At 71.4% G+C, this 22,617-nt stretch carries 23 protein-coding genes and 1 tRNA gene; 12 read left to right on the top strand and 12 right to left on the bottom strand.

Annotated features, from left to right (window positions below):
• Together EAO75_RS18835 and EAO75_RS18830 are read right to left on the bottom strand one after the other, a co-directional pair.
• Positions 1 to 563 (bottom strand): HAD family hydrolase (locus EAO75_RS18835; protein WP_147997962.1); only part of this gene is annotated, 563 nt, incomplete at its 3' end.
• A 198-nt stretch (positions 564 to 761) separates the two neighbouring features.
• A complete protein-coding gene (locus tag EAO75_RS18830) occupies positions 762 to 1,343 on the bottom strand; it encodes a TMEM165/GDT1 family protein (protein WP_147996245.1) in 582 nt (193 codons plus the stop codon).
• Between the two features lie 410 nt (positions 1,344 to 1,753).
• On the opposite strand from EAO75_RS18830, the gene EAO75_RS18825 reads away from it, so the two are divergent.
• The 5 genes from EAO75_RS18825 to EAO75_RS18805 all read left to right on the top strand — a co-directional run bounded on the left by EAO75_RS18825 (position 1,754) and on the right by EAO75_RS18805 (position 7,841).
• Positions 1,754 to 2,398, top strand: coding sequence for an HNH endonuclease family protein (locus tag EAO75_RS18825; protein WP_147996244.1), 645 nt, complete (start codon positions 1,754 to 1,756; stop codon positions 2,396 to 2,398).
• A gap of 109 nt (positions 2,399 to 2,507) precedes the next feature.
• Complete coding sequence (locus tag EAO75_RS18820; protein WP_147996243.1) at positions 2,508 to 4,151, top strand: alkaline phosphatase D family protein; 1,644 nt, start codon at positions 2,508 to 2,510, stop codon at positions 4,149 to 4,151.
• A 368-nt stretch (positions 4,152 to 4,519) separates the two neighbouring features.
• Entirely contained in the window at positions 4,520 to 6,460 is a 1,941-nt protein-coding gene (locus EAO75_RS18815) for an FAD/NAD(P)-binding protein (protein ID WP_147996242.1), read from the top strand.
• Positions 6,461 to 6,549: 89 nt separating this feature from the next.
• Positions 6,550 to 6,987 (top strand): DoxX family protein, encoded by a 438-nt coding sequence (locus EAO75_RS18810; RefSeq protein WP_147996241.1) that lies wholly within the window; start codon positions 6,550 to 6,552, stop codon positions 6,985 to 6,987.
• A gap of 248 nt (positions 6,988 to 7,235) precedes the next feature.
• Positions 7,236 to 7,841 carry a DedA family protein gene (locus tag EAO75_RS18805; RefSeq protein ID WP_410092452.1) on the top strand — a complete coding sequence of 202 codons (606 nt, stop codon included), beginning with the start codon at positions 7,236 to 7,238 and terminating at the stop codon, positions 7,839 to 7,841.
• A gap of 223 nt (positions 7,842 to 8,064) precedes the next feature.
• Here EAO75_RS18805 and EAO75_RS18800 read toward each other — a convergent pair whose 3' ends face one another.
• A complete protein-coding gene (locus EAO75_RS18800) occupies positions 8,065 to 8,304 on the bottom strand; it encodes a DUF2277 domain-containing protein (protein WP_147996239.1) in 240 nt (79 codons plus the stop codon).
• A 94-nt stretch (positions 8,305 to 8,398) separates the two neighbouring features.
• Between EAO75_RS18800 and EAO75_RS18795 the strand changes: the two genes are divergently transcribed.
• Complete coding sequence (locus EAO75_RS18795) at positions 8,399 to 9,304, top strand: ketopantoate reductase family protein (RefSeq protein WP_147996238.1); 906 nt, start codon at positions 8,399 to 8,401, stop codon at positions 9,302 to 9,304.
• A 158-nt stretch (positions 9,305 to 9,462) separates the two neighbouring features.
• Complete coding sequence (locus EAO75_RS18790) at positions 9,463 to 9,903, top strand: VOC family protein (protein WP_147996237.1); 441 nt, start codon at positions 9,463 to 9,465, stop codon at positions 9,901 to 9,903.
• Positions 9,904 to 9,944: 41 nt separating this feature from the next.
• Here the strand turns inward: EAO75_RS18790 and gap are convergent, their stop codons facing one another.
• Positions 9,945 to 10,943: a type I glyceraldehyde-3-phosphate dehydrogenase gene (gene gap / locus EAO75_RS18785; RefSeq protein WP_147996236.1), complete on the bottom strand. Its 999-nt coding sequence runs from the start codon at positions 10,941 to 10,943 to the stop codon at positions 9,945 to 9,947.
• 119 nt (positions 10,944 to 11,062) lie between these two features.
• A complete protein-coding gene (locus tag EAO75_RS18780) occupies positions 11,063 to 12,019 on the bottom strand; it encodes a GlxA family transcriptional regulator (protein ID WP_147996235.1) in 957 nt (318 codons plus the stop codon).
• A 155-nt stretch (positions 12,020 to 12,174) separates the two neighbouring features.
• Here EAO75_RS18780 and EAO75_RS18775 point away from each other — a divergent pair, with 155 nt between their 5' ends.
• The gene (locus tag EAO75_RS18775) at positions 12,175 to 12,513 is read left to right on the top strand and encodes a hypothetical protein (RefSeq protein ID WP_147996234.1); all 339 of its coding nucleotides are present in this window, start codon (positions 12,175 to 12,177) and stop codon (positions 12,511 to 12,513) included.
• Positions 12,514 to 12,608: 95 nt separating this feature from the next.
• Positions 12,609 to 13,061 (top strand): VOC family protein, encoded by a 453-nt coding sequence (locus EAO75_RS18770; RefSeq protein WP_147996233.1) that lies wholly within the window; start codon positions 12,609 to 12,611, stop codon positions 13,059 to 13,061.
• 94 nt (positions 13,062 to 13,155) lie between these two features.
• On the opposite strand, the gene EAO75_RS18765 is transcribed toward EAO75_RS18770, so the two are convergent.
• Positions 13,156 to 13,230: transfer RNA gene (locus tag EAO75_RS18765), tRNA-Val, on the bottom strand.
• A gap of 205 nt (positions 13,231 to 13,435) precedes the next feature.
• Between EAO75_RS18765 and EAO75_RS18760 the strand changes: the two genes are divergently transcribed.
• Positions 13,436 to 14,209, top strand: a complete 774-nt coding sequence (locus EAO75_RS18760; RefSeq protein WP_147996232.1) for a DUF4097 family beta strand repeat-containing protein — start codon at positions 13,436 to 13,438, stop codon at positions 14,207 to 14,209.
• A gap of 74 nt (positions 14,210 to 14,283) precedes the next feature.
• Complete coding sequence (locus EAO75_RS18755) at positions 14,284 to 15,723, top strand: hypothetical protein (RefSeq protein ID WP_187284508.1); 1,440 nt, start codon at positions 14,284 to 14,286, stop codon at positions 15,721 to 15,723.
• A gap of 43 nt (positions 15,724 to 15,766) precedes the next feature.
• On the opposite strand, the gene EAO75_RS18750 is transcribed toward EAO75_RS18755, so the two are convergent.
• From EAO75_RS18750 to EAO75_RS18740, 3 genes are all read right to left on the bottom strand, one after another.
• Complete coding sequence (locus tag EAO75_RS18750) at positions 15,767 to 16,933, bottom strand: amidase domain-containing protein (protein ID WP_410092449.1); 1,167 nt, start codon at positions 16,931 to 16,933, stop codon at positions 15,767 to 15,769.
• Positions 16,934 to 17,021: 88 nt separating this feature from the next.
• A complete protein-coding gene (locus EAO75_RS18745) occupies positions 17,022 to 18,248 on the bottom strand; it encodes a hypothetical protein (protein ID WP_261989353.1) in 1,227 nt (408 codons plus the stop codon).
• A 136-nt stretch (positions 18,249 to 18,384) separates the two neighbouring features.
• Positions 18,385 to 20,520, bottom strand: coding sequence for a transglycosylase domain-containing protein (locus EAO75_RS18740; RefSeq protein ID WP_147997959.1), 2,136 nt, complete (start codon positions 20,518 to 20,520; stop codon positions 18,385 to 18,387).
• A 250-nt stretch (positions 20,521 to 20,770) separates the two neighbouring features.
• Here EAO75_RS18740 and EAO75_RS18735 point away from each other — a divergent pair, with 250 nt between their 5' ends.
• Complete coding sequence (locus tag EAO75_RS18735) at positions 20,771 to 20,992, top strand: FmdB family zinc ribbon protein (RefSeq protein WP_147996230.1); 222 nt, start codon at positions 20,771 to 20,773, stop codon at positions 20,990 to 20,992.
• A gap of 79 nt (positions 20,993 to 21,071) precedes the next feature.
• Here EAO75_RS18735 and EAO75_RS45950 read toward each other — a convergent pair whose 3' ends face one another.
• From EAO75_RS45950 to EAO75_RS18720, 3 genes are all read right to left on the bottom strand, one after another.
• Positions 21,072 to 21,230 (bottom strand): hypothetical protein, encoded by a 159-nt coding sequence (locus EAO75_RS45950; RefSeq protein WP_187284507.1) that lies wholly within the window; start codon positions 21,228 to 21,230, stop codon positions 21,072 to 21,074.
• 285 nt (positions 21,231 to 21,515) lie between these two features.
• Positions 21,516 to 22,334, bottom strand: a complete 819-nt coding sequence (locus EAO75_RS18725; protein ID WP_147997958.1) for an HAD family hydrolase — start codon at positions 22,332 to 22,334, stop codon at positions 21,516 to 21,518.
• The coding region (locus EAO75_RS18720) for an RNA-binding protein (protein ID WP_315987154.1) at positions 22,334 to 22,617 on the bottom strand (284 nt) is incomplete at its 5' end. The genes EAO75_RS18725 and EAO75_RS18720, both read right to left, overlap by 1 nt.

Genomic DNA, 22,617 nt, shown 5'->3' with positions numbered 1-22,617 from the left:
ACCCCCACAACCCGCATCCCCGCGGAGCACCCCGCCTCGATACCGGCCCCCGAGTCCTCGAACACGACGCAGTCCGCCGGCGCGACGCCCAGCTCGGCGGCGCCCTTCAGGAAACCCTCGGGGTCCGGCTTGCTGGCGCCCACCGACTCCGCGGTGACCCGCACCCCCGGCTGCTCCAGCCCGGCGGCAGCCATCCGCGCCGTGGACAGCGGGACATCGGCCGACGTCACCAGCGCGTGCGGCAGCCCCCGCAGTGAGGCCAGGAACTCCGGCGCCCCCGGAATCGGCACGACGCCGTCCACGTCCGCCGTCTCCTCGGCGAGCATGCGCGCGTTGTCCGCGTGGTTCTGCTCCATCGGCCGGTCGGGCAGCAGCAGCGCCATCGAGGCGTACCCCTGGCGTCCGTGCACGACCTTCATCACCTCGTCCCCGTCCAGCCCGTGCCGCTCGGCCCAGCGACGCCAGATCCGCTCGACGACGGCGTCCGAGTTGACGAGGGTGCCGTCCATGTCGAGCAGGAGGGCACGGGCGGTGAGCACGGTGGGCACGGTGGTGGCCGTCATCGGCAGCTCCAAGGCGAGGGGCACGGGGGTACAGGTGGCCCCCGGAGGAACAAGGTGGCCCCGCCTGCCGGTCAGGGAAAACAGGCGGGAACCACTTTGTTCCTCCACGGTACAAAACAGAACCCCGATCGCGCCACCGCCTCCAGGAACCGTTCACCGACAGTTCAGCTCGCCCCGGGCCGGGGCCCGGSGCGAGGCTCAGCCGGCGATCGCCTCCCACAGGCTCCACACGCCCAGCGCCAGCATCAGCAGCGCGGCCACCTTGGTGATCAGCTTCAGCGGCACGCGCCGCATCAGCGCCTTCCCGCCGACGATGCCGAGCCCCGCCACGGCCCACAGCGCCAGCACCGCACCGATGCCGACCGACAGCGGATCGTCGTAGCGCGCCGCGAGGTTCGCCGTCATGATCTGGGTCAGATCGCCGAACTCGGCGACCAGGATGAGCATGAACCCGGCCCCGGACACCTTCCAGAAGGACTGGTTCTCCGGCTTGCGGACCTCGCCCTCGTCCTCATCCTTCTTCATGAGCAGCACGGCCGCGCCGCCCAGGAAGAGCACGCCGGTGAGCGCGTGCACGATCTGCTGCGGCAGCAGCGTCAGCACACTTCCGGCCGCCACGGCCAGCGCCACATGCAGCGCGAACGCGGCGGCGACACCGGCGAAGACGTACGAGGCGCGATAGCGCGTACCGAGGACGAGCCCGGCGAGCGCGGTCTTGTCCGGCAGTTCGGCGAGGAAGACGACGCCGAAGACGACCGCCGTCACGGTGAAGCTGATCAAGGTTCCTCAATCGGTCGGGGCTGCCCCACCGAGAGCAATGTCACTGCGCTACGACACCTCGGCACGGCAGCACACTCAGCACCCGTGCCATGCGGCACGGGCGTGCACTGCTTGCCGAAGGTCTCGCTGGCCGACCTCGATACGAGGTCCGCCTCCGGGCGCCGGCTCAGACGAGCTGAGCAGTATGTCGACGGTCCGGCGAAGAGCTACTCCCCTTCTGCGCCGTCCATCGTACGCGACGGAGTCGAACGAGCCATCGACCGATTCACAGGAAGAAAGTCACACCCTCAACCTTGTCGTGTCATGAACGCGTCACTAGTTTCTTACCGCACGCACACCTCCCGGCAATGCGGCGCCGCGAGCATTCCTTCGCTCGCTCGCCAACACCCCCACTCCTCAAGGGAGTCAGCATGTCGAAGTTCTACGCGCGTCGACGGGTCAGCATACTCGCGGCCCTCAGCGGTCTCATAGCCTCTGTCGCGCTTTTCAACGCTCCGACCGCCTCCGCCGCGCTCCCCACCCCCGTCAGCGGCGCCACCGCACGTAGCTACCTCGCCCAGCTCACCGTGGCCACCGAGGACCGCACCGGCTACGACCGCGACCTCTTCCCGCACTGGATCACCCAGTCCGGCTCCTGCAACACCCGCGAGGTCGTCCTCAAGCGCGACGGCACGAACGTCGTCCAGGACTCCGCCTGCGCCGCAGTCAGCGGCAGCTGGTACTCCGTCTACGACGGCGCCACCTGGACCGCCGCCTCCGACCTCGACATCGACCACCTCGTCCCGCTGGCCGAGGCCTGGGACTCCGGCGCCGACAGCTGGACCACCTCCCGGCGCCAGTCCTTCGCCAACGACCTGACCCGCCCGCAGCTCATCGCCGTCACGGACAACGTGAACCAGGCCAAGGGCGACCAGGACCCGGCCACGTGGATGCCGTCGCGCACGGCCTACCGCTGCACCTACGTGCGCGCCTGGGTCCAGGTGAAGTACTACTACGGCCTCTCGGTCGACTCGGCGGAGAAGTCCGCCCTCACGAACTACCTCGCGAGCTGCTGACAGCCGCCTGACGCGGCACCGCCGGAGTTCGGCAAACCGTGATCTGCGGAACCTCGCCGTTCCCCTCCGTCGTTCCGTACCGTACGGGGCGACGGAGGAGGGCGATGACGTGGCGGAACTGCGCCTGGGGCCACTGCTGAGGTACGTCGACGACTCGGCCGCGACCGTGTGGGTCGAGGCGAGCCGTCCGTGCGCCGTCCAGGTGCGCGGGGCGGACGGGGTCGGCGGCGAGGCCCGCACCTTCCAGATCGCCGGCCATCACTACGCCCTGGTGCCGGTGACCGGTCTCACACCGGGGACGACGACGCCGTACGAGGTCCTCCTCGACGGCGTCGGCGTGTGGCCGCTTCCCGGCTCCCCCTTCCCGCCCTCCGTCATCCGCACCCCGGCCGAGAGCGACCCCGTCCGGCTCGCCTTCGGCTCCTGCCGCTGGGCCGCGCCGGCCGCCGACGGGCAGGACCCGGTCGGCCCGGACGCGCTGGACACGCTGGCCGCCCGGATCGCGGCCGACCCCGGCGCCGAGCGGCCGGACGTGCTGGTGCTGCTGGGCGACCAGGTGTACGCCGACGAGACCTCCAAGGCGACCAGGCGCTGGCTGGCCGCCCGACGCGATCTGAGCGAGCCGCCGGGCAACGAGGTCGCGGACTACGAGGAGTACACCCGCCTCTACTACGAGTCCTGGCTCGACCCCGAGGTGCGCTGGCTGCTGTCCACCGTGCCCAGCTGCATGATCTTCGACGACCATGACGTCATCGACGACTGGAACACCTCCGCCGCCTGGCTCGCCGACATGCGGGCCACCCCGTGGTGGCGCGAGCGCCTGCTGAGCGGGCTGATGTCGTACTGGGTCCACCAGCACCTGGGGAACCTGTCCCCGGCCGAGCTGGCCGCCGACCCGCTCTACGCCGCCGTACGCGAAACCCCGGACGGCACCGACGAGTTGCGCTCCTTCGCGTCCAAGGCGGACGCCGACCCGGCCTCGGTCCGCTGGAGCTACCGGCGCGACTTCGGGCGGGTACGGCTGCTGATGGTGGACACCCGGGCGGCCCGGGTCCTCGACGAGGAAGCGCGCTCCATGCTCAACCCCGGCGAGGCACAGTGGCTGCGCGAGCAGGCGCTCGACGCCCCCGGCTCCTGCGACCACCTCCTGATCGGTACGTCCCTGCCCTGGCTGCTGCCGCACCTGGTGCACGACGCCGAGGCGTGGAACGCCGCGCTGTGCCGGGGCGAGCGCGGTGAGCGCTGGGCGCGGTTCGGCGAGGATCTGCGGCGGCGGGCCGACCTTGAGCACTGGGCGGCGTTCCCGGGGTCCTTCGACGCGCTGGCCGGGCTGATCGCCGAGGCGGGGTCGGGAGCGGGGGCGCCGGCGACGGTGTGCGTGCTGTCCGGGGACGTGCATCACGCGTACGTGGCCGAGCCGACCTGGCCGCACGGCGAGGGGCCGGACACCGCCCGGGTCTTCCAGCTGACCTGTTCGCCCGTCCACAACGCCATCCACATGGCGGTCCGGCTCGGCTTCCGCTTCGGCTGGAGCGCGCTCGCCCGGGTGCTCGGGCGGCGGTTCGCGGGGCACGGGGGCTGCCCGAAGCCGCCGATCGACTGGCGCCGGACGGGCGGACCGTGGTTCGGCAACCAGCTCATGACCCTGACCCTGGGGAGGCGCTCCGCGCGGCTGCGGCTGGAGCAGGCGCGGCAGGGGCGTGAAGGGGCTGCGCGGCTGCGGACGGTGGCGGAGGCGGAACTCACGCGGTGAGGATGAGCCGCTGCGCCTGAGAGCTCGGTTGTTCGGGTCGGTCGGCGGCTGCGGGCCGTGTCGGGCTGGTCGCGCAGTTCCCCGCGCCCCTGAGGGTCGGCCTGACGGCCGCCGACCCAGGGGCGCGGGGAACTGCGCGAACGGCCCCCACCCGGCCCGCAGCCGGCTACGAAACCCGATGCCACGAAAAACCGCCGCAGAGTCCGAACTCGCCCCATATTCAAACCGTTCCGACCGCTTGTGACCGGCGTGGCACGTGATGCTCGTGACGCATCCCACACTCGCCGCCCCCCGGGCTGAGTTCGCCTCGCCGACGACGGCATGATGAGCCGGACCGTCCGCTTCCGCCCGACGGCTCGCCCGCTCCAATGCGCCCCACACGCCCGGGAGTCACCCCTTTGGCTGCACCGACGTCCGCACCGACCCCGGACTCCTCCAGGGTCTCCGTCGCCCTGGTCGGCGCCGGACCCCGCGGCACAAGCGTCCTGGAGCGCCTCTGTGCCTGCGCTCCCGACCTCCTCCCGCCCGGCGCGCTGCTCACGGTCCATGTGATCGACCCCGCACCGCCGGGCCCGGGCCGGGTGTGGCGGACCGCGCAGTCGCCCGAGCTGCTGATGAACACGGTCTCCTCGCAGGTCACCCTCTTCACCGACGAGAGCGTCGACTGCTCGGGCCCGATCCGGCCCGGCCCCAGCCTCTACGACTGGGCGGCCGGCGAGCTGGGCCCGGACGAGTACCCGACCCGTGCGCAGTACGGCCGTTACCTGGAGTGGGTGTTCGCGAAGGTCGTGCGCGAGGCGCCGCCCGCCGTGCGCGTGGAGACGTACGCGGCCCGCGCGGTGCGGCTCGACGACGCGCCCGACGGCCGCCAGGTCCTCACCCTCGACGACGGCCGCGTCCTGCCCGGACTGTCCGCCGTGGTGCTGGCACAGGGCCATCTGCCGGCGGCCGTCGACACCGCCCAGCGTCACCTCGCCGCCCACGCCGAGCGGCACGGCCTGCGGTACGTGGCACCCGCCAACCCGGCCGACGTGGACCTGTCGGCCATACTCCCGGGCGAGCCGGTGCTGCTGCGCGGCCTGGGCCTCAACTTCTTCGACCACATGGCCCTGTTCACGACGGGCCGCGGCGGCCGTTTCGTACGGGACGCCGAAGGTCTGCGCTACCTCCCCTGCGGCAACGAGCCGCGCCTGTACGCCGGTTCGCGGCGCGGCATCCCGTACCAGGCGCGCGGCGACAACGCGAAGGGGCCGTACGGCCGCCATCTCCCGCTCGTCCTGACGCCGGAGGTGATCGCCGGCTTCCGCAAGCGCGCGGACTCGGGCGAGGCGCCGGACTTCCTCGCGGAGATATGGCCGTTGCTGGCGAAGGAGGTGGAGACGGTGTACTACGCGGCCCTGATACCGGGGACCGGGCGGGCCGGCTTCACCGAGCGTTTCCTGGCCGTGCCGCACCGCGACCCTCAAGAGGCGTGCCTGCTGGACGAGTTCGGGATCCCGGAGCGGGCGCGCTGGAGCTGGGACCGGGTCTCGCGGCCGTACGCCGAGTGCGACTTCCCCGATCCCGGGCGCTGGCGCGCGTGGCTGCTGGCGTATCTGCGCGAGGACGCCGCCCAGGCCGCCCGGGGCAATGTGCACGGCCCGCTGAAGTCGGCCCTGGACGTCCTGCGGGACCTGCGCAACGAACTGCGCCTGATCGTCGACCACGGCGGCCTCGCCGGCACCTCCCGCCGGGACCATCTGGACCGCTGGTACACCCCGCTGAACGCCTTCCTGTCCATCGGCCCGCCCCGGCGGCGGGTCGAGGAGCTGGTGGCCCTGATGGAGGCGGGCGTGGTGGAGGTGCTCGGACCGCGCCTCGATGTGCGGGAGGAGGCGGATGCGTGGGTGGCGCACTCCCCCGAGGTGCCGGGCTCGGTGATACGGGCGACGACTCTCGTCGAAGCGCGTCTGCCGGAACCCGACTTGCGCCGCACGGCGGACGAACTGCTGGCCCGGCTGCTGAAGACGGGACAGTGCCGGCCGCACACCATCGACGGCTATGAGACCGGCGGGCTGGACGTGACACCGCGTCCGTACCGGCTGATCGACCGCCAGGGGCAGGCGCACGCACGGAGGTTCGCGTTCGGGGTGCCCACGGAGGGGGTGCACTGGGTGACGGCGGCCGGGGCGCGGCCGGGTGTGGATTCGGTCACTCTCGCGGACGCGGACGCGGTGGCCAGGGCGGCACTACGTGCCGTTGTTCCCGGGAAGGAAGAGGATGCCGGGACGCAAGTGTGGCCAAATGTTGAACTTGCAAGCATTGATTAGGCCAGCCTAACGTGGGGCGACCGTTCACTTTCCGTCCCCAGGCCGATGCTCACCGGCACCGGCCGCTCCAGACCGAGGGAGCCCCCCACATGACCGGACGCCTCAACAGCGCCCAGCCGTATGCCATCGGCCTGTTCCGCATCGTCGTCGGCCTGCTCTTCGCCTGCCACGGCGCCAATTCGCTCTTCGGCACGTTCGGCGGCGAGACCCCCGCCGCCGGCACCTGGCCCAGCTGGTACGCCGCGGTGATCGAGCTCGTCGGCGGCAGCCTGGTCCTGCTCGGCCTCGGCACCCGCGCCGCGGCGTTCATATCCTCCGGCGCCATGGCGTACGCGTACTTCAAGGTGCACCAGCCGCAGGCGCTGTTCCCCATCGAGAACAGCGGCGAAGGCGCCGCCATGTACTGCTGGGCGATGTTCCTGCTGGTCTTCACCGGCTCCGGCGCGTTCGGCCTGGACCGGCTGTTCGCCAAGCGCTCCGGGTCCGAGGACAGGGCGGCGGCCGACCAGACGCCGGTCGCGGCCTGACGGTCCGGCACGACGGCGCCCGTACCCGCGAGTCCCACGCGGGAACGGGCGCCGTTCGTCTGTGCCCGGCGGCAGCCGGGTGAACATGTTGTGCCGATGACACGAGCCCCCCATGAACCTGCTGTCACACCCCCGGCGTACGCTGTATGGCTGTCACAGGCCGCCCCTGCCGCACCCCCACGACGTCGCGGCACGGGTCCGGCCACGGGGGTAAACGGGGAGTTGTGGTGTTCGAGGGGATCGAGGACGTGGGATCGCTGACAGCGGGCCCATGGATCTATGTGGTGGTCGCACTGTCGGTGCTGCTGGACGTGTTCCTGCCGGTCCTGCCCAGCGGTGTTCTGGTGATCACGGCGGCCACGGCCGCCGCCGCGGGATCGGGTGCCGCGACCGGTCAGGTCCCCGGCGAGGTCCCGGACATCCTGGCCCTGACGCTCTGCGCCGCGACGGCCTCCGTCCTCGGCGACCTGGTGGCCTACCGTCTCGCCTGGCGCGGTGGCGCCCGACTGGACCGCGCCATCGCCAGCTCCCGCCGCCTGACATCGGCGCAGGAACGTCTCGGCGCGGCCCTGGCACGGGGCGGCGGCGCCCTGGTGGTGCTGGCCCGGTTCGCTCCCGCGGGCCGCTCGGTGGTCTCGTTCAGCGCCGGCGCCACGCATCGCAGCGCCCGCGACTTCCTGCCCTGGTCCGCCCTGGCGGGCCTCGCCTGGGCCGTCTACAGCGTGGCCCTGGGCTATTTCGGCGCCCAATGGCTGGGGGCGACATGGATGGCCACGGGGGTATCGGTGGCGGCGCTGTTCGCGGCGGGGGCGGTGGCGACGTACCTGGTACGGCGCAAGCCCGCGCAGGCGTAGGAAACCCGCGCAGGCGTAGGAAACCCGTCAGGCGCAGGGCGCAGGCGTAGGAAGCCCGCCCAGGCGCAGGGCGCATGCGTAGGAAGCTCGCGCAGGCGCAGCGCGCAGGCGTAGGCGTAGGCGTAGGCGTAGGAAGCCCGCGCAGGCGCAGGGCGCATGCGTAGGAGTGGGCGAAGGGCGTACGCCCGCCGCCCGCGACCACCCACAGGCCGGTGGGCCGGCGCTATCCGGCGGCCCTGCGCGCCGTCGCGGGGGCTCCTCGCACCTCCAGCCCGTCGAGCAGTTCGGCCGTGGCCTCGGCGATGGCGTCCACGGCCCGGTCGAAGACCTCCTGGTTGTGCGCGGCCGGGGCCCGGAAGCCGGAGACCTTGCGCACGTACTGGAGGGCGGCGGCCCGAATCTCTTCCTCCGTCGCCTCCTCGGGCAACACGGGCGGACGGAGTGTCTTGATGCTGCGGCACATGTCGACCAGTCTCCCTCGGGTCGGTGCCCGTCTGCCATGATCGGGTCCGTGGCGGCCACCGCTGAGGGCGGGGCCGACCGACGAGAGGATGCGTATGACGGCGAACGACGGACTCACCGTGGCGGTTCTGGGCCCCGGCGGCATCGGCGGCCTGCTCGCCGCGCTGCTGTCCAGGTCCGGCCACCGCGTCATCTGCCTGGCCGGCGATGAGACCGCGAAGACCCTGCGCACGAAGGGAATCCAGGTCCGCAGCGGCCTGTTCGGGGACTTCACGGCCCCGGTCGAGGCCGACACCGAGCTCCGCGAACCGGTCGACGCCTGTCTGATCGCGGTCAAGGCCACCGCCCTCGACGCGGCCCTGACCCGCGTTCCGCCCGCCACGCTGGGTGACGGACTGGTCGTACCGTTCCTGAACGGTGTGGAACACCCCGAACTACTGCGCACCCGGTACCGCCCGGACCGGGTGGCCCCCGCCGCCATCCGCGCCGAGTCGACCCGGGTCGCCCCGGGGGAGATCGAGCACGGCACCCCCTTCGCCGAGATCGACCTCACCGGTGACCCGGTCCCCGACGACCGCCTGGCCGCCCTGGCACAGATACTCGGCGCGGCCGGCCCCACGACCAGGGTCCACGCCGACGAGGCGGCGACGCTCTGGGCGAAGATGTCCCTGCTGGCGCCCTTCGCCCTGCTCACCACCCGCTACGCCCTCCCCGTCGGTGACGTACGCACCCACCACCGCGAGGAGTTGCTGTCCCTCGTCGACGAGGCCACAGCCGTCAGCGGCGCCTGCGGCGGTCCCGCCGACCCGGCCCAGGCCCTCGCCCGCTACGACGCCTTCCCGTCGACCACGAAGTCGTCGATGCAGCGGGACGCCGAGGCGGGCCGCCCCCTCGAACTGGACGCCATCGGCGGCGCGTTGCTGCGGGCGGCGGAGCGGCACGGGGTGCCGGTGCCGGTGACGACCCGCCTGGTCGGCGAGTTGCGGGACGCGGGTCACTGAGGCCGGAGCCGGGGGCTCTTCGGCTCAACGGGGCGATCCACGGGTGGTGGGCGCGGAACAGCGCGCAGTGGCCACCGTAGATGTCGAGAACGGCCCGGTGGCTCCGTCCCAGGGGCGGATACAGCCACCGTGGCCGCACCCCATCGAGGAGGCCCAGCATGACGATCCAGCGGATGGACAACGTCCTCATCGTCGTCGACGACCTTGACGCCGTCGTCTCGTTCTTCGTCGAACTCGGCATGGAGCTGGAGGGCAGAGGGCCGGCCGAGGGGCCTTGGGTGGAGCGCGTGATCGGGCTCCACGGCGTCCGGCAGGAGATCGCCATGCTGCGGACCCCGGACGGCCACGGCCGCATCGAGCTCGCGATGTTCCACCAGCCGAAGGCGATCAGCCCCGAGCCGAAGGACGCGCCGGCGAACACGCTGGGCATGCGTCGCATCATGTTCGCCGTCGACGACATCGAGGACGTCGTCGCCCGCCTGCGCACCCACGGCGCCGAACTCGTCGGCGAGCTGGCGCAGTACGAGGACGTCTACCGGCTCTGCTACGTCCGCGGCCCCGAGGGCATCGTCGTCGGACTGGCCGAGCAGCTGGGCTGACCGGCGCGGTCGCCGGAGCGGGGTACCACCCCGGCGTCCGGTCAGCTGCCGGCGAGGAGTTCGAGCGTGTCGATCACGCGGTTCGAGAAGCCCCACTCGTTGTCGTACCAGGCGACCACCTTGATGTGGCGGCCGTCGACGCGGGTGAGGGCGGAGTCGAAGATCGACGAGGCGGGGTTGCCCACGATGTCGGAGGAGACGAGCGCGTCGTCGGAGTATTCGAGGACCCCGGCGAGCGGCCCCTCGGCCGCGGCGCGGTACGCCGCCAGCACGTCGTCGCGCGTCACGTCGCGGGCGACGGTCGTGTTGAGTTCGACGATCGAGCCCACCGGCACCGGCACGCGGATCGAGTCGCCCGACAGCTTGCCTTCGAGGTTCGGCAGCACCAGGCCGATCGCCTTGGCGGCGCCGGTCGTGGTCGGCACGATGTTGACACCGGCGGCACGGGCGCGACGGGGGTCGCGGTGCGGACCGTCCTGCAGGTTCTGCTCCTGCGTGTAGGCGTGCACCGTCGTCATGAACCCGTGCTCGATACCGGCGAGTTCGTCGAGGACCGCGGCCAGCGGGGCGAGCGCGTTGGTGGTGCAGGAGGCGTTCGAGACGATCGTGTGCACGGCCGGGTCGTAGGCGTCGGTGTTGACCCCGAACGCGAGCGTGACGTCGGCGCCGTCCGACGGCGCGCTGACGAGCACCTTCTTCGCGCCCGCGTCGAGGTGGGCCCGGGCGGCCTTGGCCGAGGTGAAGCGGCCGGTGGCCTCCAGGACGATGTCGACGCCGAGTTCGGCCCACGGCAGCTGCGCCGGTTCGCGCTCGGCCGGCACCCTGATCCGACGGCCGTCGACGACGAGGGCGTCCCCGTCGGCGGTCACCGGGCGCCCGAGCCGGCCGGCCGTGCTGTCGTAGGCGAGCAGCCGGGCGAGAGTGGCGGGCTCCGTCAGGTCGTTGACCGCGACGACCTCCAGGGCGCTGTCGCGCTCCAGCAGTGCGCGCAGCACATTGCGTCCGATGCGGCCGAATCCGTTGATGGCGATGCGAGTCATAAGTGATGTCCCTTCCCTTCGCCACCAGGGTCGCCCGCGGCTCGCGCCGCTGACAGTGGCGGGATCGCCATGGTTCAAAAGGATCCCGCCATGCTCCCGCCATGCGGCGTTCGGGCGGGTCACTCGCCCCGGGTGAAGGTGCGCCGGTACTCGCTCGGTGTGGTGCCGAGGATGCGCTGGAAGTGCAGGCGCAGGTTCGTGCCGGTGCCGAGCCCGACGTTGGCGGCGATCTGTTCGACGCTGCGCTGCGAGCGTTCGAGGAGTTCGCGGGCCAGGTCGATGCGGGCGCGCATCACCCACTGCATCGGCGTGTAGCCGGTCTCCTCGACGAAGCGCCGGGAGAACGTGCGCGGCGAGACCCCCGCCTGCCGCGCCAGTGTGTCGAGGGTGAGGGGCTCGCCGAGCCGGTGCAGCGCCCACTCGCGGGTGGCGGCGAACCGCTCACCGAGCGGCTCGGGGACGCTGCGCGGCACGTACTGGGCCTGGCCGCCGCTGCGGTAGGGGGCAGCGACCAGACGCCGGGCCGCGTGGTTGGACGCGGCCACTCCGAGGTCGCCGCGCAGGATGTGCAGGCACAGGTCGATGCCGGAGGCGGCGCCGGCCGAGGTGAGGACGCTGCCCTCGTCGACGAACAGCACGTTCTCGTCGACCTGGACGAGCGGATGCCTCGCCACGAGTGCCCGCGTGTAGTGCCAGTGCGTCGTGGCGCGCCTGCCGTCGAGCAGGCCCGTGGCGGCGAGCGCGAAGGCGCCCGTCGAGATGGCGGCGAGTCGCGCGCCCCGGTCGTGGGCGGCGATCAGTGCCTCGACGACGGCCTTCGGCGGGTCGTCGCGGTCCGGGTGTCGGTAGCCGGGGACGAAGACGATGTCGGCCCAGGCAAGCGCGTCGAGGCCGTGGGCGACGTGGTACGCGAGGCCGTCGCCGCCGGTCACGAGTCCGGGTGCCGCCCCGCACACCCGCACCTCGTACGGCATGCTCGCGCGGGTCGTGAAGACCTGCGCGGGAATGCCGACATCGAGCGGCTTCGCACCCTCCAGCACAAGGACGGCGACGCGATGCAGGCGGGGTGCAGGCACAGGAAGAGGTTACGTGGGGCGCGACTTCGAGACGCCCGGCGACGACGCCGGCCTTGTGGGCGCAGAGCGGCCAACGAAGCGCTCGGTCACACCCGTTCGCATGAACCACCCAAAGGCGCTCGCCACCCAAAATCGAACAGGCGTAGCATTGCGGCGTGGCTACGCCCTATGACTTTCCGAGTGACCTTCTCGCCGGTCAGGAGGAGCTGCATCAGGTCCGGGCCGAGCTGTCGGCCCTGCTGAAGCGGCTTCCCTGGTCGGTCGTACCCCTGGACGGATTCAGCGACGACAACGGCTGGCGCAAGGTCGAGCGTCCCGCCTCCCCCGGCTGGACGGAGGACGAGCAGGCCAAGGTGGAAAAGCTCCGTCGGCGCGAGCACGAACTCGCGGTGTTCGTCAGCGGCCACCGCTTCTGGTCGGCGACGGCCGGGGCCGACCGGGTAGACGCCCGCACGAGGCTGAAGCACGCCCACGGGGCGCCCGACGGGCCCTGAAATACGACCGCCCCCTCCCGGCCGTATGCATTCGTGCCCACGGACACCCATCCACCACTATGGATTGAAATGCCCGATTCACCTGGAGGCCTTGCATGCCCCGCGACGACTTCCCCGCCCCGGATTCCGGGCTCCTCCTCACCCACTTCCTGACGGTGGCCGACGTAGCCCGATCTCGCGCCTTCTACACCGACGTTCTCGGCGGTGAGGTGGTGCTCGAGGAGAACCCCTGCACCATCAAGCTCGCCAACGGATGGATCATCATGAACCCGGGCGGCGGCCCCACTCCGGACAAGCCGGACGTCACGCTGCGCCCGCCCACCGACCCGACCACGGTCAGCAGCTTCCTCAACCTCCGCGTCGCCGACATCGAGGCATGTCACCGGGAGTGGAGCGCGAAGGGCGCCGAATTCCTCACACCACCCATCGACCGCAAGGCCGAGGTGCGGTGCTACTTGCGCGACCCGGACGGCTATCTCATCGAAGTCGGACAGGCCACGGGCATGCGCCACGGCGTATACGCCGACCCGCCCGCCGGTACGCACTAGACAGTGATCAAGTCCGCGATGCGAGCGACGAGAACGGCCCCCCGGAGATCACTCCGAAGGGCCGCGAACCCTGGCTGAGCCGGGGATTGTCCAGTGGTGGGCGCGGACGGTTTCGAACCGCCGACATCCTGCTTGTAAGGCAGGCGCTCTACCCCTGAGCTACGCACCCGAGAACGAGTCGACAGCCTACCTTGCCGGAGGCCGTGCCTCGCAAACCTGTTTCGGCGAAGGTCAGGGACGTCCTGGGGTTATCCCCACCATGGATCCGGGAGCGGCCCGGATCCCGGATGCGGCCCGGGGTCCGTACGGTCGAGGCATCGTCGCAGTCCCGGGCCGAAGAGGTCGGCCCGGGGAAGTCCCAGGGGGAGATCGTCATGGCCCGTACCGTTCCTGCACGCGCCGTCGCCGTTTCGGGGGTGGTCGTGGCGCTCGTCGCGGGTCTCGCCGCCTGTGGGGCCTCCGCCGCGGACGACAAGGAGCCCGAGCACCGCTCGTTCGCCCTGGAGGGCCGGACGCTGACCGTGGACTCGGACGACTCGGCGCTGGAGATCGTCGCCGCCGACTCGAACAAGGCCGGGACGGTGGAGGTCACCAGGTGGTTCCAGGGGTCGGTGGCGGTCGGGTCGGATCCGAAGGTGACCTGGTCGATGGAGGACGACCGGCTGGTGCTGCGGGAGAAGTGCTCGGGCATGATCGCCGACTGCTCGACCAAGCATCGGATCGAGGTGCCGCGCGGAGTCACCGTGAAGGTCGAGGACGGGGACGGCAGCGTGCGGGCGCGCGGGTTCAAGGACGCGCTGAGCGTGCGCACGGGGGACGGGTCCGTCCATGTCACCGACTCCAGCGGCCCCCTGGACCTGCGGACGGGTGACGGTTCCGTGCGGGTCGCAGACGTCACCTCGCGGCAGGTGAAGGCGCAGACCGGGGACGGCTCGGTGAAGCTCGAACTGGGCACCGTGCCGGACCGGGTGGACACCCGCAGTGGCGACGGATCGGTGACGATCGAGCTGCCGCGGGCGACGTACCGGGTGACGACCGAGACGGGCGACGGATCGGTGGATGTGTCCGTGCCCCGGGACGACAAGAGCTCCCATGTGGTCTCCGCCCGCACCGGCGACGGAAAAGTCACGGTCCGAACCGCGAACTAACCGGCCCGTGTGTTCGTCCTAATCCGGTGGGAGAATGACACCGGGCAGGGTGAATGACAGCACGGGAGAGGGATGTGACGGCGACACCTCGACAGCCGGAATCGCCGTCAGAGCCACGTGGGCGGGGCCGCTTCGCGCGGGACGTCCAAAGGCCCGTGTCCCGGGTCCCCGGGCGCTCGCGCCGGGCCCTGCGTGACTCGCTCGCCGACACCCTCGCTCTGGTCGCCCTCCCCCTGGTCGTCGCCCTCACGCTGCCCGCCGCCTTTGCCGGCGGAGGCACCCGGCGCTGGTTCGGCGGGCGGGCGGAGAGCCAGCGGGCCGAGGCGCAGGCGGCGAAGGATGCCGCGGCGGCCGCGTTCTACGACCTGGACACCGCCCAGCGGGATCTGCGGATCTCCATCGAGACGATCGCGGCCGTGGACGACTCCCCGGCCGCCCGGCGGGCGATCACCGACTTCGAGGCGCTCGGCCGGCGGATCGACGAGGCCAGCCACCAGTACATCAACGCGGTGGACGCCCACGACCTCGACCGGGACGACCTGGATGCCTCGACCGCGGTCCGCGCCCGTACGGAGCTGGCAAAGGCCAAGGACGATCTCGACAACGTCAAGCGCGAGCTGGACCGGTTCGCCGACGGGCTCGGGCCGCTGCTCGGCAAGGCCGAGACCCAGCTGGCCCGGCTCGTCCCGGCCGTGGAGCGTGCCCGGCAGGGCCTGCTCGCCGCTTCGAACGCGCTGGACGCGGTGCGGACGTCGGGTCTGAAGGCCGACGACCTCGCGGCGCGGCTCGCGGCCCTCGCCCCGGAGCTGACGAAGCTGAACCAGGGCGCCGGGCAGCATGGCGTCCCGCACACGCTGGAGCGCGCCGAGCGGGTCGCGCGGGAGGCGGAAGCGGTCCGGGTGGAGGCGGAGCGGCTGCCGGAGAAGGCGGCCGAGATCGACCACCGGCTCGTGTCGCTGCGGACCCGCGCACAGGCGCTCACCACCCGCGCCGAGCAGGTGGAGCCGGTGCTCAGCGAGCTGCGGCGGCGGTTCACCGCCGCCTGCTGGCAGGACCTCCAGGGCGTCCCGGACCTCGCCGGGGAGAACGTCCGGCAGGCGGAGCTGAAGCTGAAGGAGGCCCAGACCGCGCGCGACGAGCAGCGCTGGCCGGACGCCACCGCCCTGCTGTCCACGGTCCGGGCGCTGCTGAACACCACGGACGAGTCGGTGTCGGCGGCCGGCGACCGGCTGCGCCGGCTCAACGCCGTGCAGAAGGACCCGCAGCAGGAGATCGACCGGACCCGCTTCGCGATCCGGGACGCCCAGCGGCTGGCCATGGCGGGCCGCAACACACCCGACCCGCGGCACGCGCGCCCGCTGGACGAGTCGGTCGCCCGGCTGGAGCGGGCGATCGGCACGCTGGAGGGCCGCCACCCGGACTACTGGCACTTCCTCACCGAGACGGAGGCCGTCCGGCAGTCCGTGGCCGGGGTGGTCTCCCAGATCCGCGAGGAGCGCGGCGCCGCACACTGAGCCCGCCCCTCCCCCACGGGCAAGAGGGACGGGCCCGACCCGGTCAGGTGCGATAGGCGTAGAAGGCGGCGCTCGGGTAGGACGCGATGATGCTCGCCACCGAACGGCGGTAGGTGTTGGTGGAGTGGTACGTCAGATACGGCACGCCCTGCGGGCTGCGGTAGCTGACGACCATCGTGTGGTCCTTGGACCCGTCCTTGTCGAAGTCCATCTGGAGCACGTCACCGACGTCCATCTGGTAGACGTTGGCGAGGCTGGTGGTCCGCTTGGAGTTCTGGGCGAACCAGGACCACTCGTTGACGCCGACGAACGAGTGCGACTGGATCTCGGCGTTGCCGAACCACTTGGTGTAGTCGTACACATAGCCCGGGACGTGCTTCCAGCCGCCCGCCTTCAGGGACTGGCTGACGAAGTTGGTGCAGTCGCCGCCGTCCCCGCGGCCGCCCAAGTCCGGGTAGTCCTTGTTGTAGTTGCTCCAGTGCTTCTCCGCGTAGGCGGCCATCGCCTTGTAGTTCAGGGCGGTGCCCGTGAGCGTCTTGGGCTTGGCCGGGGCGGGGTAGGTGGTCGCGGCGCGCGGGGCCGACGGCATGGTGTCGTCCACCGTGGGCGCCTTCACGGACGGCTTTGCGAGCGTGTTCACCGCGATGCCCGGGTCGGTGTCGCGGACGGCGGTCAGCTGCCAGTCGCCGCGCGGGTCGGCGGTGAAGGTGAGTTCATGGTGGGCCTGGAACCCGGTGGTCCCCGGCTCGTCGCCGCGGACCTTGTCGTAGGTCAGGGTCGTGGTCTCGGTGACCGCGGCCTTGGCCGTACGGCCCGTCACGCGCGTGGCGTCCAGGGTGACGGCGGTGTCGGCCTTGCGGTACCTCTCGCCGAGCTGGGCGAGAAGGTCCCCCCGCCCCTCGAGCGTGGACAGGGCCGCGGCCTCGCCGCGGGCCACGCGGGCCGACAGACGGACGTCGCCCGAGAAGCCGCCGGTCAGCGGCTTCCGGCTCTGCGCGCCGTCGACCAGGGCCTGGGTGCGGTCGGTGAAGACCGCGTCCGCCAGTCGCTGGAAGGTGGCCCGGGTCCCGGCGTCCACCGCCGGGTCGTCGACTACTGCGGCGCCGGCGCTCCAGGCCGGCAGCAGTGCCGCTCCGGCGGCGATCGAGGCGACGGCCGCCGCGACTATGGTGGCGCGGCGGCGCGCAGGGATCGGTGTTCTTGATCTCACGGGGATTCTCCTTGGCCCGGGGTGGTCGAACCCGGGCAGGAAATGTTTACACCTTCTCCCCAACTGTGAAGAACCCGGGGGTAGTTGACTACTTCACCACCGTCGCCCAGTCCGGCGACTGCGCCGGGTCCAGGCTGCGCAGCCCTTGCAGGGTCTCGGGCTTCTGTACGTCCATCCAGTCGGCGAGCTCCTTGAAGGACACGCACTTGACGTCCTTCTTCGTGCAGACCTTCTCGATGACCTCGTCGACGGCCTTCATGTAGATACCGCCGTTCCACTCCTCGAAGTGGTTGCCGATGAACAGCGGGGCCCGGCTGCCGTAGTAGACCCGGTTGAAGCCGGCCATATAGGTGTCGAGGGTCTCCTGCTGCCACTCGCCGTGCCGGGCCGGGTCGCCGTCGGTCTCGCCGTCGGACTGGTTGTAGAGGAAGTTGAAGTCCATGGACAGGCCCTGGAAGTCGCCCTTGTCGTACGGGAGCATCTGGAGCGGGAAGTCCCAGATGCCGTTCTTCTTCGTGGGCCATATCTGGAAGTCGCCCGTGGAGCTGGCGTCGTAGCGCCACTTGTAGCTCTTGACGGCCTTCAGCAGGTTCGCCTGGCCCTCCAGACAGGGCGCGCGGCCGCCGGTGACCTCCTTGCGGAAGTCGAACGGCAGCGGGTCGACGTCGGTGTAGCCGGTGTTGGTCTTCCAGCGCTCCACGAAGTCGTAGAACTGGTCGATCTCGCTCTTCCACTGCGCCACGCTCCAGTCCTCGCCGCCCTTGGCGCCGCAGAAGTGGCCGTTGAAGTGGGTGCCGATCTCGTTGCCGTCCTGCCACGCCTTGCCGAGCTGCTCCAGCGTGGTGCGGATGTGCTCGTCGGTGGGGAAGCTGATCGCCGCCGAGCCCTTGGGGTGCCGGGGCGGCGAGTAGAGGTCCTTCTTGTCCTTGGGGAGCAGGTAGATACCGGTGAGGAAGAAGGTCATGTGGGCGTCGTACCGCTTCGCCATCTCCCGGTAGTGGGAGAAGAGTTCGTCGTCGCCCTGGAGCGCGCCGTCCCAGGAGAAGACCACGAACTGGGGCGGTTTCTCGCCGGGCTTGAGGGGTTCTGGCTTCAACTGGCCTTTCTGCGGGCCGGTGTAGGAGGTCGAGCCGTCGCCGAGGACCTTCGTCCTGCCGTCCCACTCGGGTGCGCCGCTCGGCTCGGCGGAGGCCCGTCCGCCGCCGGGCCGGGAGGCGCCGGAGGACGCGGTCGGGGCGGTGCTGTCCATGCGGTTCAGGACCAGATAGCCGCCGACGAGGGACGCGACGACGAGCAGGGCCGCCAGGGTCAGCATCCCCGGAGGCTGGTTGCGGCGGGGTGCGCGGGGTCGGCGACGGCGGCCGGACGGCGCAGGCGGCGGGGCTGCTCTCCTCCAGCTTCGGCTCCCAGGTGCCGGCGCTGTCCCTGGGCGTTGGGGGCCGGTCGCCGGGTCAGCGAAGACCCAGGGCGCCGGACCAGATGTCGTACGGGACGCTGCCGGCGGGGGTGCCGGCGATGCCCTTCAACGGCAGTGGTTCGAGGCTCTTGGTGAGATCGATGCGGTAGGCCACCACGGCCGTCGACACGGAGGCGGCCGTGCCGACGTACCAGGCCGCGGTGTCGTCCTGAGTGGTGCCGGCCTTCCCCGTCGCCCGCGGGGCGGTGGCGGCGGTGGCCGGGTGGGCGAGGCTGAAGGCGGACCTGAGCGCGGCCTGGACCTGCTCGGCCACCCGCGCCGTCACCGCGCGGCCCGAGACGGGCTTCGTCAGCCTCACCTTGGAGCCGTTGCGGGTGATCCGGGACACCGAGTACGGCTCGACATGGGTGCCCGCGGCGGCGAACGTGGCGTACCCGCTCGCCATGCGGATCGCGCTGGGCGTGGCGCTGCCCAGGGACAGCGCCGGCACCTGGGAGCCGAAGCTGGAGGAGAGCAGCCCCGCCGCCTGCGCCGTCCGGCGCACCCTGTCCAGGCCGGTGTCCATGCCGAGCTGCATGAACGGCGTGTTCACGGACAGCGCGAGCGCGTCGTGCAGGCTGATCCGCCCGTAGTCCTTCTTGCCGTCGTTGTGCGAGGCGACCCGCTTGCCGCTGCGGTCCCAGTACGGCCCCTCGGGCGTCATGACCGGCACACCGTCGTCGCCGTCGTACAGCGTGTCCGGGGTGACCTCGGTCGGGCCGCCGTCACGGGTCGTCTGGACGCCGCTCTGCAGTGCGGAGGCGTAGACGAAGGGCAGGAAGGCCGAACCGGCGGGCACGGTGGTCGCGTTGGACTCGTTGTAGCCCTGCGTACGGTGGTCGGGGCCGCCGTAGACGGCGAGGATCCGTCCGTCGGTGGCCACCGAGGCGGCGCCGTAGTGAGCCGCCCTCGCCGTGGCCGCGTCCTGCCCCCGCGCCTTGCCGCGGGCCTTGGTCACGGCGTCGGTGAGCGCGGTCTCCCGCTTCCGGTCGAAGGTCGTGTAGATCTGGTAGCCGCCGAGGTCGAACTGCTGGTCCGAGATGTGCGCGGCCTTCTTGGCGTACTGCGCGGCCAGCTCCACCAGGTAGTCGCTCTGCTTGCCGGTGTCGTAGCCCCTGGCCTGCTTCAACGGCTCCGGGAACGTCCTGTACCCGGCCCGCTCGGACGGCGACAGCCTGCCGATGTCGACCATGCGGTCGAGGATCCAGGACCAGCGCTCCACCGCCCGCGCGTGGTTGGCCTTGCTCAGCGCGGGGTCGTAGAGGGCCGCGCCCTTGAGGAGGGAGGCGAGGAAGGCGGCCTCGCTGACGTCGAGTTCGCCGACGTCCTTGCCGTAGTAGGCCTGGGCGGCGCGCTGCATGCCGTAGGTCCCGCGGCCGAACCAGCTGGTGTTGAGGTAGCCCTCCAGGATGTCGTCCTTGCTCATCCGGCTGTCGAGCTTGAGGGCGAGCATCGCCTCGGTGAACTTGCGGCCGGCCGAGCGGTCCTGACTGAGGTAGACGTTCTTGACGTACTGCTGGGTGATGGTGGAGCCGCCCTGGGTGTCGCCCTCGCCGAAGGTGCGCCACACGGCACGGGTGAGGCCGCTGACCGATATGCCGGGGTCGCTGTAGAAGCTGGCGTTCTCGGCGGCGAGCACCGCCCAGCGGACGTCCTCCGGTATGTCCTTCAGGGGCATGTCCTGCCGGCGCACCCAGCCGGTGCGGGCCATGGGTGTCCCGTCGGACCAGAAGTAGACGTTGTCCTGCTGGGTGGCGTACGAGTTGAGGTTCTCCGGGATGTCGGTGGCGGCGTAGGCCACGGTCAGAGCCGCGGTGGTCAGGCCGAGGAAGGTCAGCACGCCGCCGAGCCACTGTCGCCACGAGGGCGCCCAGCGGCGCCAGCCGGTGCGGCCGGGGCGCGGGTACTGGGGCCGCAGACGGCGGACGTAGGGCGCGAGACGGGTTGCCCAGGGGCCCGCGGCGGCTTCGAGACGGGACAGGGCGACAGAGCGGGCGGCCCTGCGGCGGCGCCCGGGTGGTCGAAATCTGCCCTTCCCCGAAGGGACGTCTGTATTGCGGGATAAACCCGCCTCGACCGTCCGCAGTTGCACGGTCTCGTCCGGCGGGAGCACGGGGACCTTTAACTGCATGGTCTCGTCCGGCTCCTGCCCAGCCCTGGTCACGGCTGCGCCCCTCCCCGCATTCGGTCGTGCCCGCGCGGAAGGGCATGGCCACCGCGGTCAACGGCAGCGCGCCCCCTGTTCCCCCGGCCTTACGGCTCCTCGCGTCGATCGAAAATATCAGTGACCTTTTCAAATTCTCCACACCGGTACCGGACAGGGATGATCGCAAACGGCCGCAGAGGGGTGTGTATCCGGTCAGGCCGATTAGTCTGTGACCATGCCTCGCTACGAATACCGCTGCCGCAGCTGCGGAGACACCTTCGAACTGAGCCGTCCGATGGCGGAGTCCTCCGCTCCTGCCGCGTGTCCGGCCGGTCATGAAGACACCGTGAAGCTTCTCTCGACCGTGGCCGTCGGCGGCACGGCGTCCGCCCCGGCCGCCGCGCCCAGGGCGAGCGGCGGCGGGGGCGGCTGCTGCGGCGGGGGCTGCTGCGGCTAGTGGCCGGCCGCCGGTCGCTGTCCCGTTGTCGCAGCCGACAAGATCACGTAGGGTCCCCGACGTGAACACCGGACCGGCGCTACGCCACACACAGATCGGCCATCCGGTGGTGGGCTGATCGCACAGTGGGTGCGGAGAAGGCACCCCAGTTCGGCACGCGGACCTCCCAGTGCTCGTGCAGCACGAGTCCGTTCTTGTCGTGTCGAACAACAGCGAGGTCGACCTCAATGGCAGTCACGTTCAACCACACCATCATCGCCGCCGAGGACCGTAGCGATTCGGCTCGTTGACGAGCTGTTCGATCGGGCGTACCGGCGACTGTGTGATCGCGGTATCGAGCACTGGGCCGATCCGCAGATGCAGCGCTCAGGTGAGATCAACAACGGGCACGGCGGTCGAGGGGTGTACTTCAAGGACCCCGCCGGTCACGCGATCGAGCTGATCACCCGCCCGTACCTGTAACCGACGGAGTACCTGGCCGGGCACCTGAATTGCGGTGCCCGGCCGGCAGTTCCCCGAGCCCCTACAGGGGCGCGTCCGTGCGGGTTGCCCGCAGGAACTCCCGCAGGATCCGCTCCCCCGCCAGCACCCCGCGCTCCGGCAGCGCGCTGATCGCCGGAGCCGTCCAGTCGGCGTCGGCCAGCTCGCCGTGTCCCGGGCGCCAGCCCTTGTCGGCGGCCAGCAGCAGGTCGGCGTCGAGGAGGGAGTCACCGGCGGCCAGCGTGAGGTCGGCGCCGGTGCGGCGGGCCACCTCGTGCATGGCGGCACTCTTGGTCAGCGGCTTCGGGACGGCGTAGATCTTGCGGCCCTGGAGCGAGACCGTCCAGCCCCGGTTCTCCGCCCACACCGCGAGCTCCTTCACCCACTCCTCGGGCAGCAGTTCGCGCTCGACGACGAGGTAGGCGAAGAGGTCCTCGGCGATGCGGTGCTTGCGCACCCACAACGGGTCCGCCGAGGCCATCAGGTGGTCCCGGATCTCCTCCAGCGGCGCGCACTGCTCCGCCAGCCGGGCCATGACCCGGGCGTTCCAGTCCGGGTCGGAGACACCGTCGACCAGCAGATGGCCGCCGTTGGCACAGATCGCGTACCTCGGCGCGGGGCCCGGCAGGTTGATGCGCTCGTACTGCTTGCGGGTCCGGGTCGTCGTCGGCACGAAGACCGCCGCGTCGCCGAGGTCGGTCAGCAGCTGGGCCGCCGTCTCGGTCATGTACGACAGCGGCCTGCTCTCGTGCACCTCCACGCACAGCAGCCTCGGCGCCCGCGCGTCCGGCATGGTCAGCGCGAGGGCCGCGGCGGAGTAGATCAGCGTACGGTCGAGGTCGCTCGCCACCAGTACCGGCATCAGACGTTCACCGCCTTGCCGTCGGCGCCCGTCGCGCCCCGCGTGTATTTGGGGTGGATCAACCCCACGCAGGTGTACGGCAGTTCGGCCACTTCCTCCACCGGTACTCCTCTTTGCTCGGCCAGCAGGCGTACATGGTCCAGGTCGGCGCCGGCTCCGGCCCGCGCCAGGATCTTCCAGGGCACCCGGCGCAGCAGCACCCGCGTGGTCTCGCCGACACCCGGCTTGACGAGGTTCACGTCGTGGATGCCGTACTCCTCGCTGATGCGCTCGACGCCCGCCC

Source organism: Streptomyces sp. UW30, assembly GCF_008042075.1.
Classification (GTDB): domain Bacteria; phylum Actinomycetota; class Actinomycetes; order Streptomycetales; family Streptomycetaceae; genus Streptomyces.
Note: the sequence above shows the minus strand (reverse complement) of the source record. Positions and strands in the feature narration are given on the sequence as shown.

Bases quoted from the DNA above. Each gene is read 5' to 3' on its own strand.
- EAO75_RS18825 (WP_147996244.1), top strand. From the start codon at position 1,754: ATGTCGAAGTTCTACGCGCGTCGACGGGTCAGCATACTCGCGGCCCTC.
- EAO75_RS18815 (WP_147996242.1), top strand. From the start codon at position 4,520: ATGCGCCCCACACGCCCGGGAGTCACCCCTTTGGCTGCACCGACGTCC.
- EAO75_RS18810 (WP_147996241.1), top strand. From the start codon at position 6,550: ATGACCGGACGCCTCAACAGCGCCCAGCCGTATGCCATCGGCCTGTTC.
- EAO75_RS18800 (WP_147996239.1), bottom strand. From the start codon at position 8,304: ATGTGCCGCAGCATCAAGACACTCCGTCCGCCCGTGTTGCCCGAGGAG.
- EAO75_RS18795 (WP_147996238.1), top strand. From the start codon at position 8,399: ATGACGGCGAACGACGGACTCACCGTGGCGGTTCTGGGCCCCGGCGGC.
- EAO75_RS18790 (WP_147996237.1), top strand. From the start codon at position 9,463: ATGACGATCCAGCGGATGGACAACGTCCTCATCGTCGTCGACGACCTT.
- gap (WP_147996236.1), bottom strand. From the start codon at position 10,943: ATGACTCGCATCGCCATCAACGGATTCGGCCGCATCGGACGCAATGTG.
- EAO75_RS18770 (WP_147996233.1), top strand. From the start codon at position 12,609: ATGCCCCGCGACGACTTCCCCGCCCCGGATTCCGGGCTCCTCCTCACC.
- EAO75_RS18760 (WP_147996232.1), top strand. From the start codon at position 13,436: ATGGCCCGTACCGTTCCTGCACGCGCCGTCGCCGTTTCGGGGGTGGTC.
- EAO75_RS18745 (WP_261989353.1), bottom strand. From the start codon at position 18,248: ATGCTGACCCTGGCGGCCCTGCTCGTCGTCGCGTCCCTCGTCGGCGGC.
- EAO75_RS18740 (WP_147997959.1), bottom strand. From the start codon at position 20,520: ATGCAGTTAAAGGTCCCCGTGCTCCCGCCGGACGAGACCGTGCAACTG.
- EAO75_RS18735 (WP_147996230.1), top strand. From the start codon at position 20,771: ATGCCTCGCTACGAATACCGCTGCCGCAGCTGCGGAGACACCTTCGAA.
- EAO75_RS18725 (WP_147997958.1), bottom strand. From the start codon at position 22,334: ATGCCGGTACTGGTGGCGAGCGACCTCGACCGTACGCTGATCTACTCC.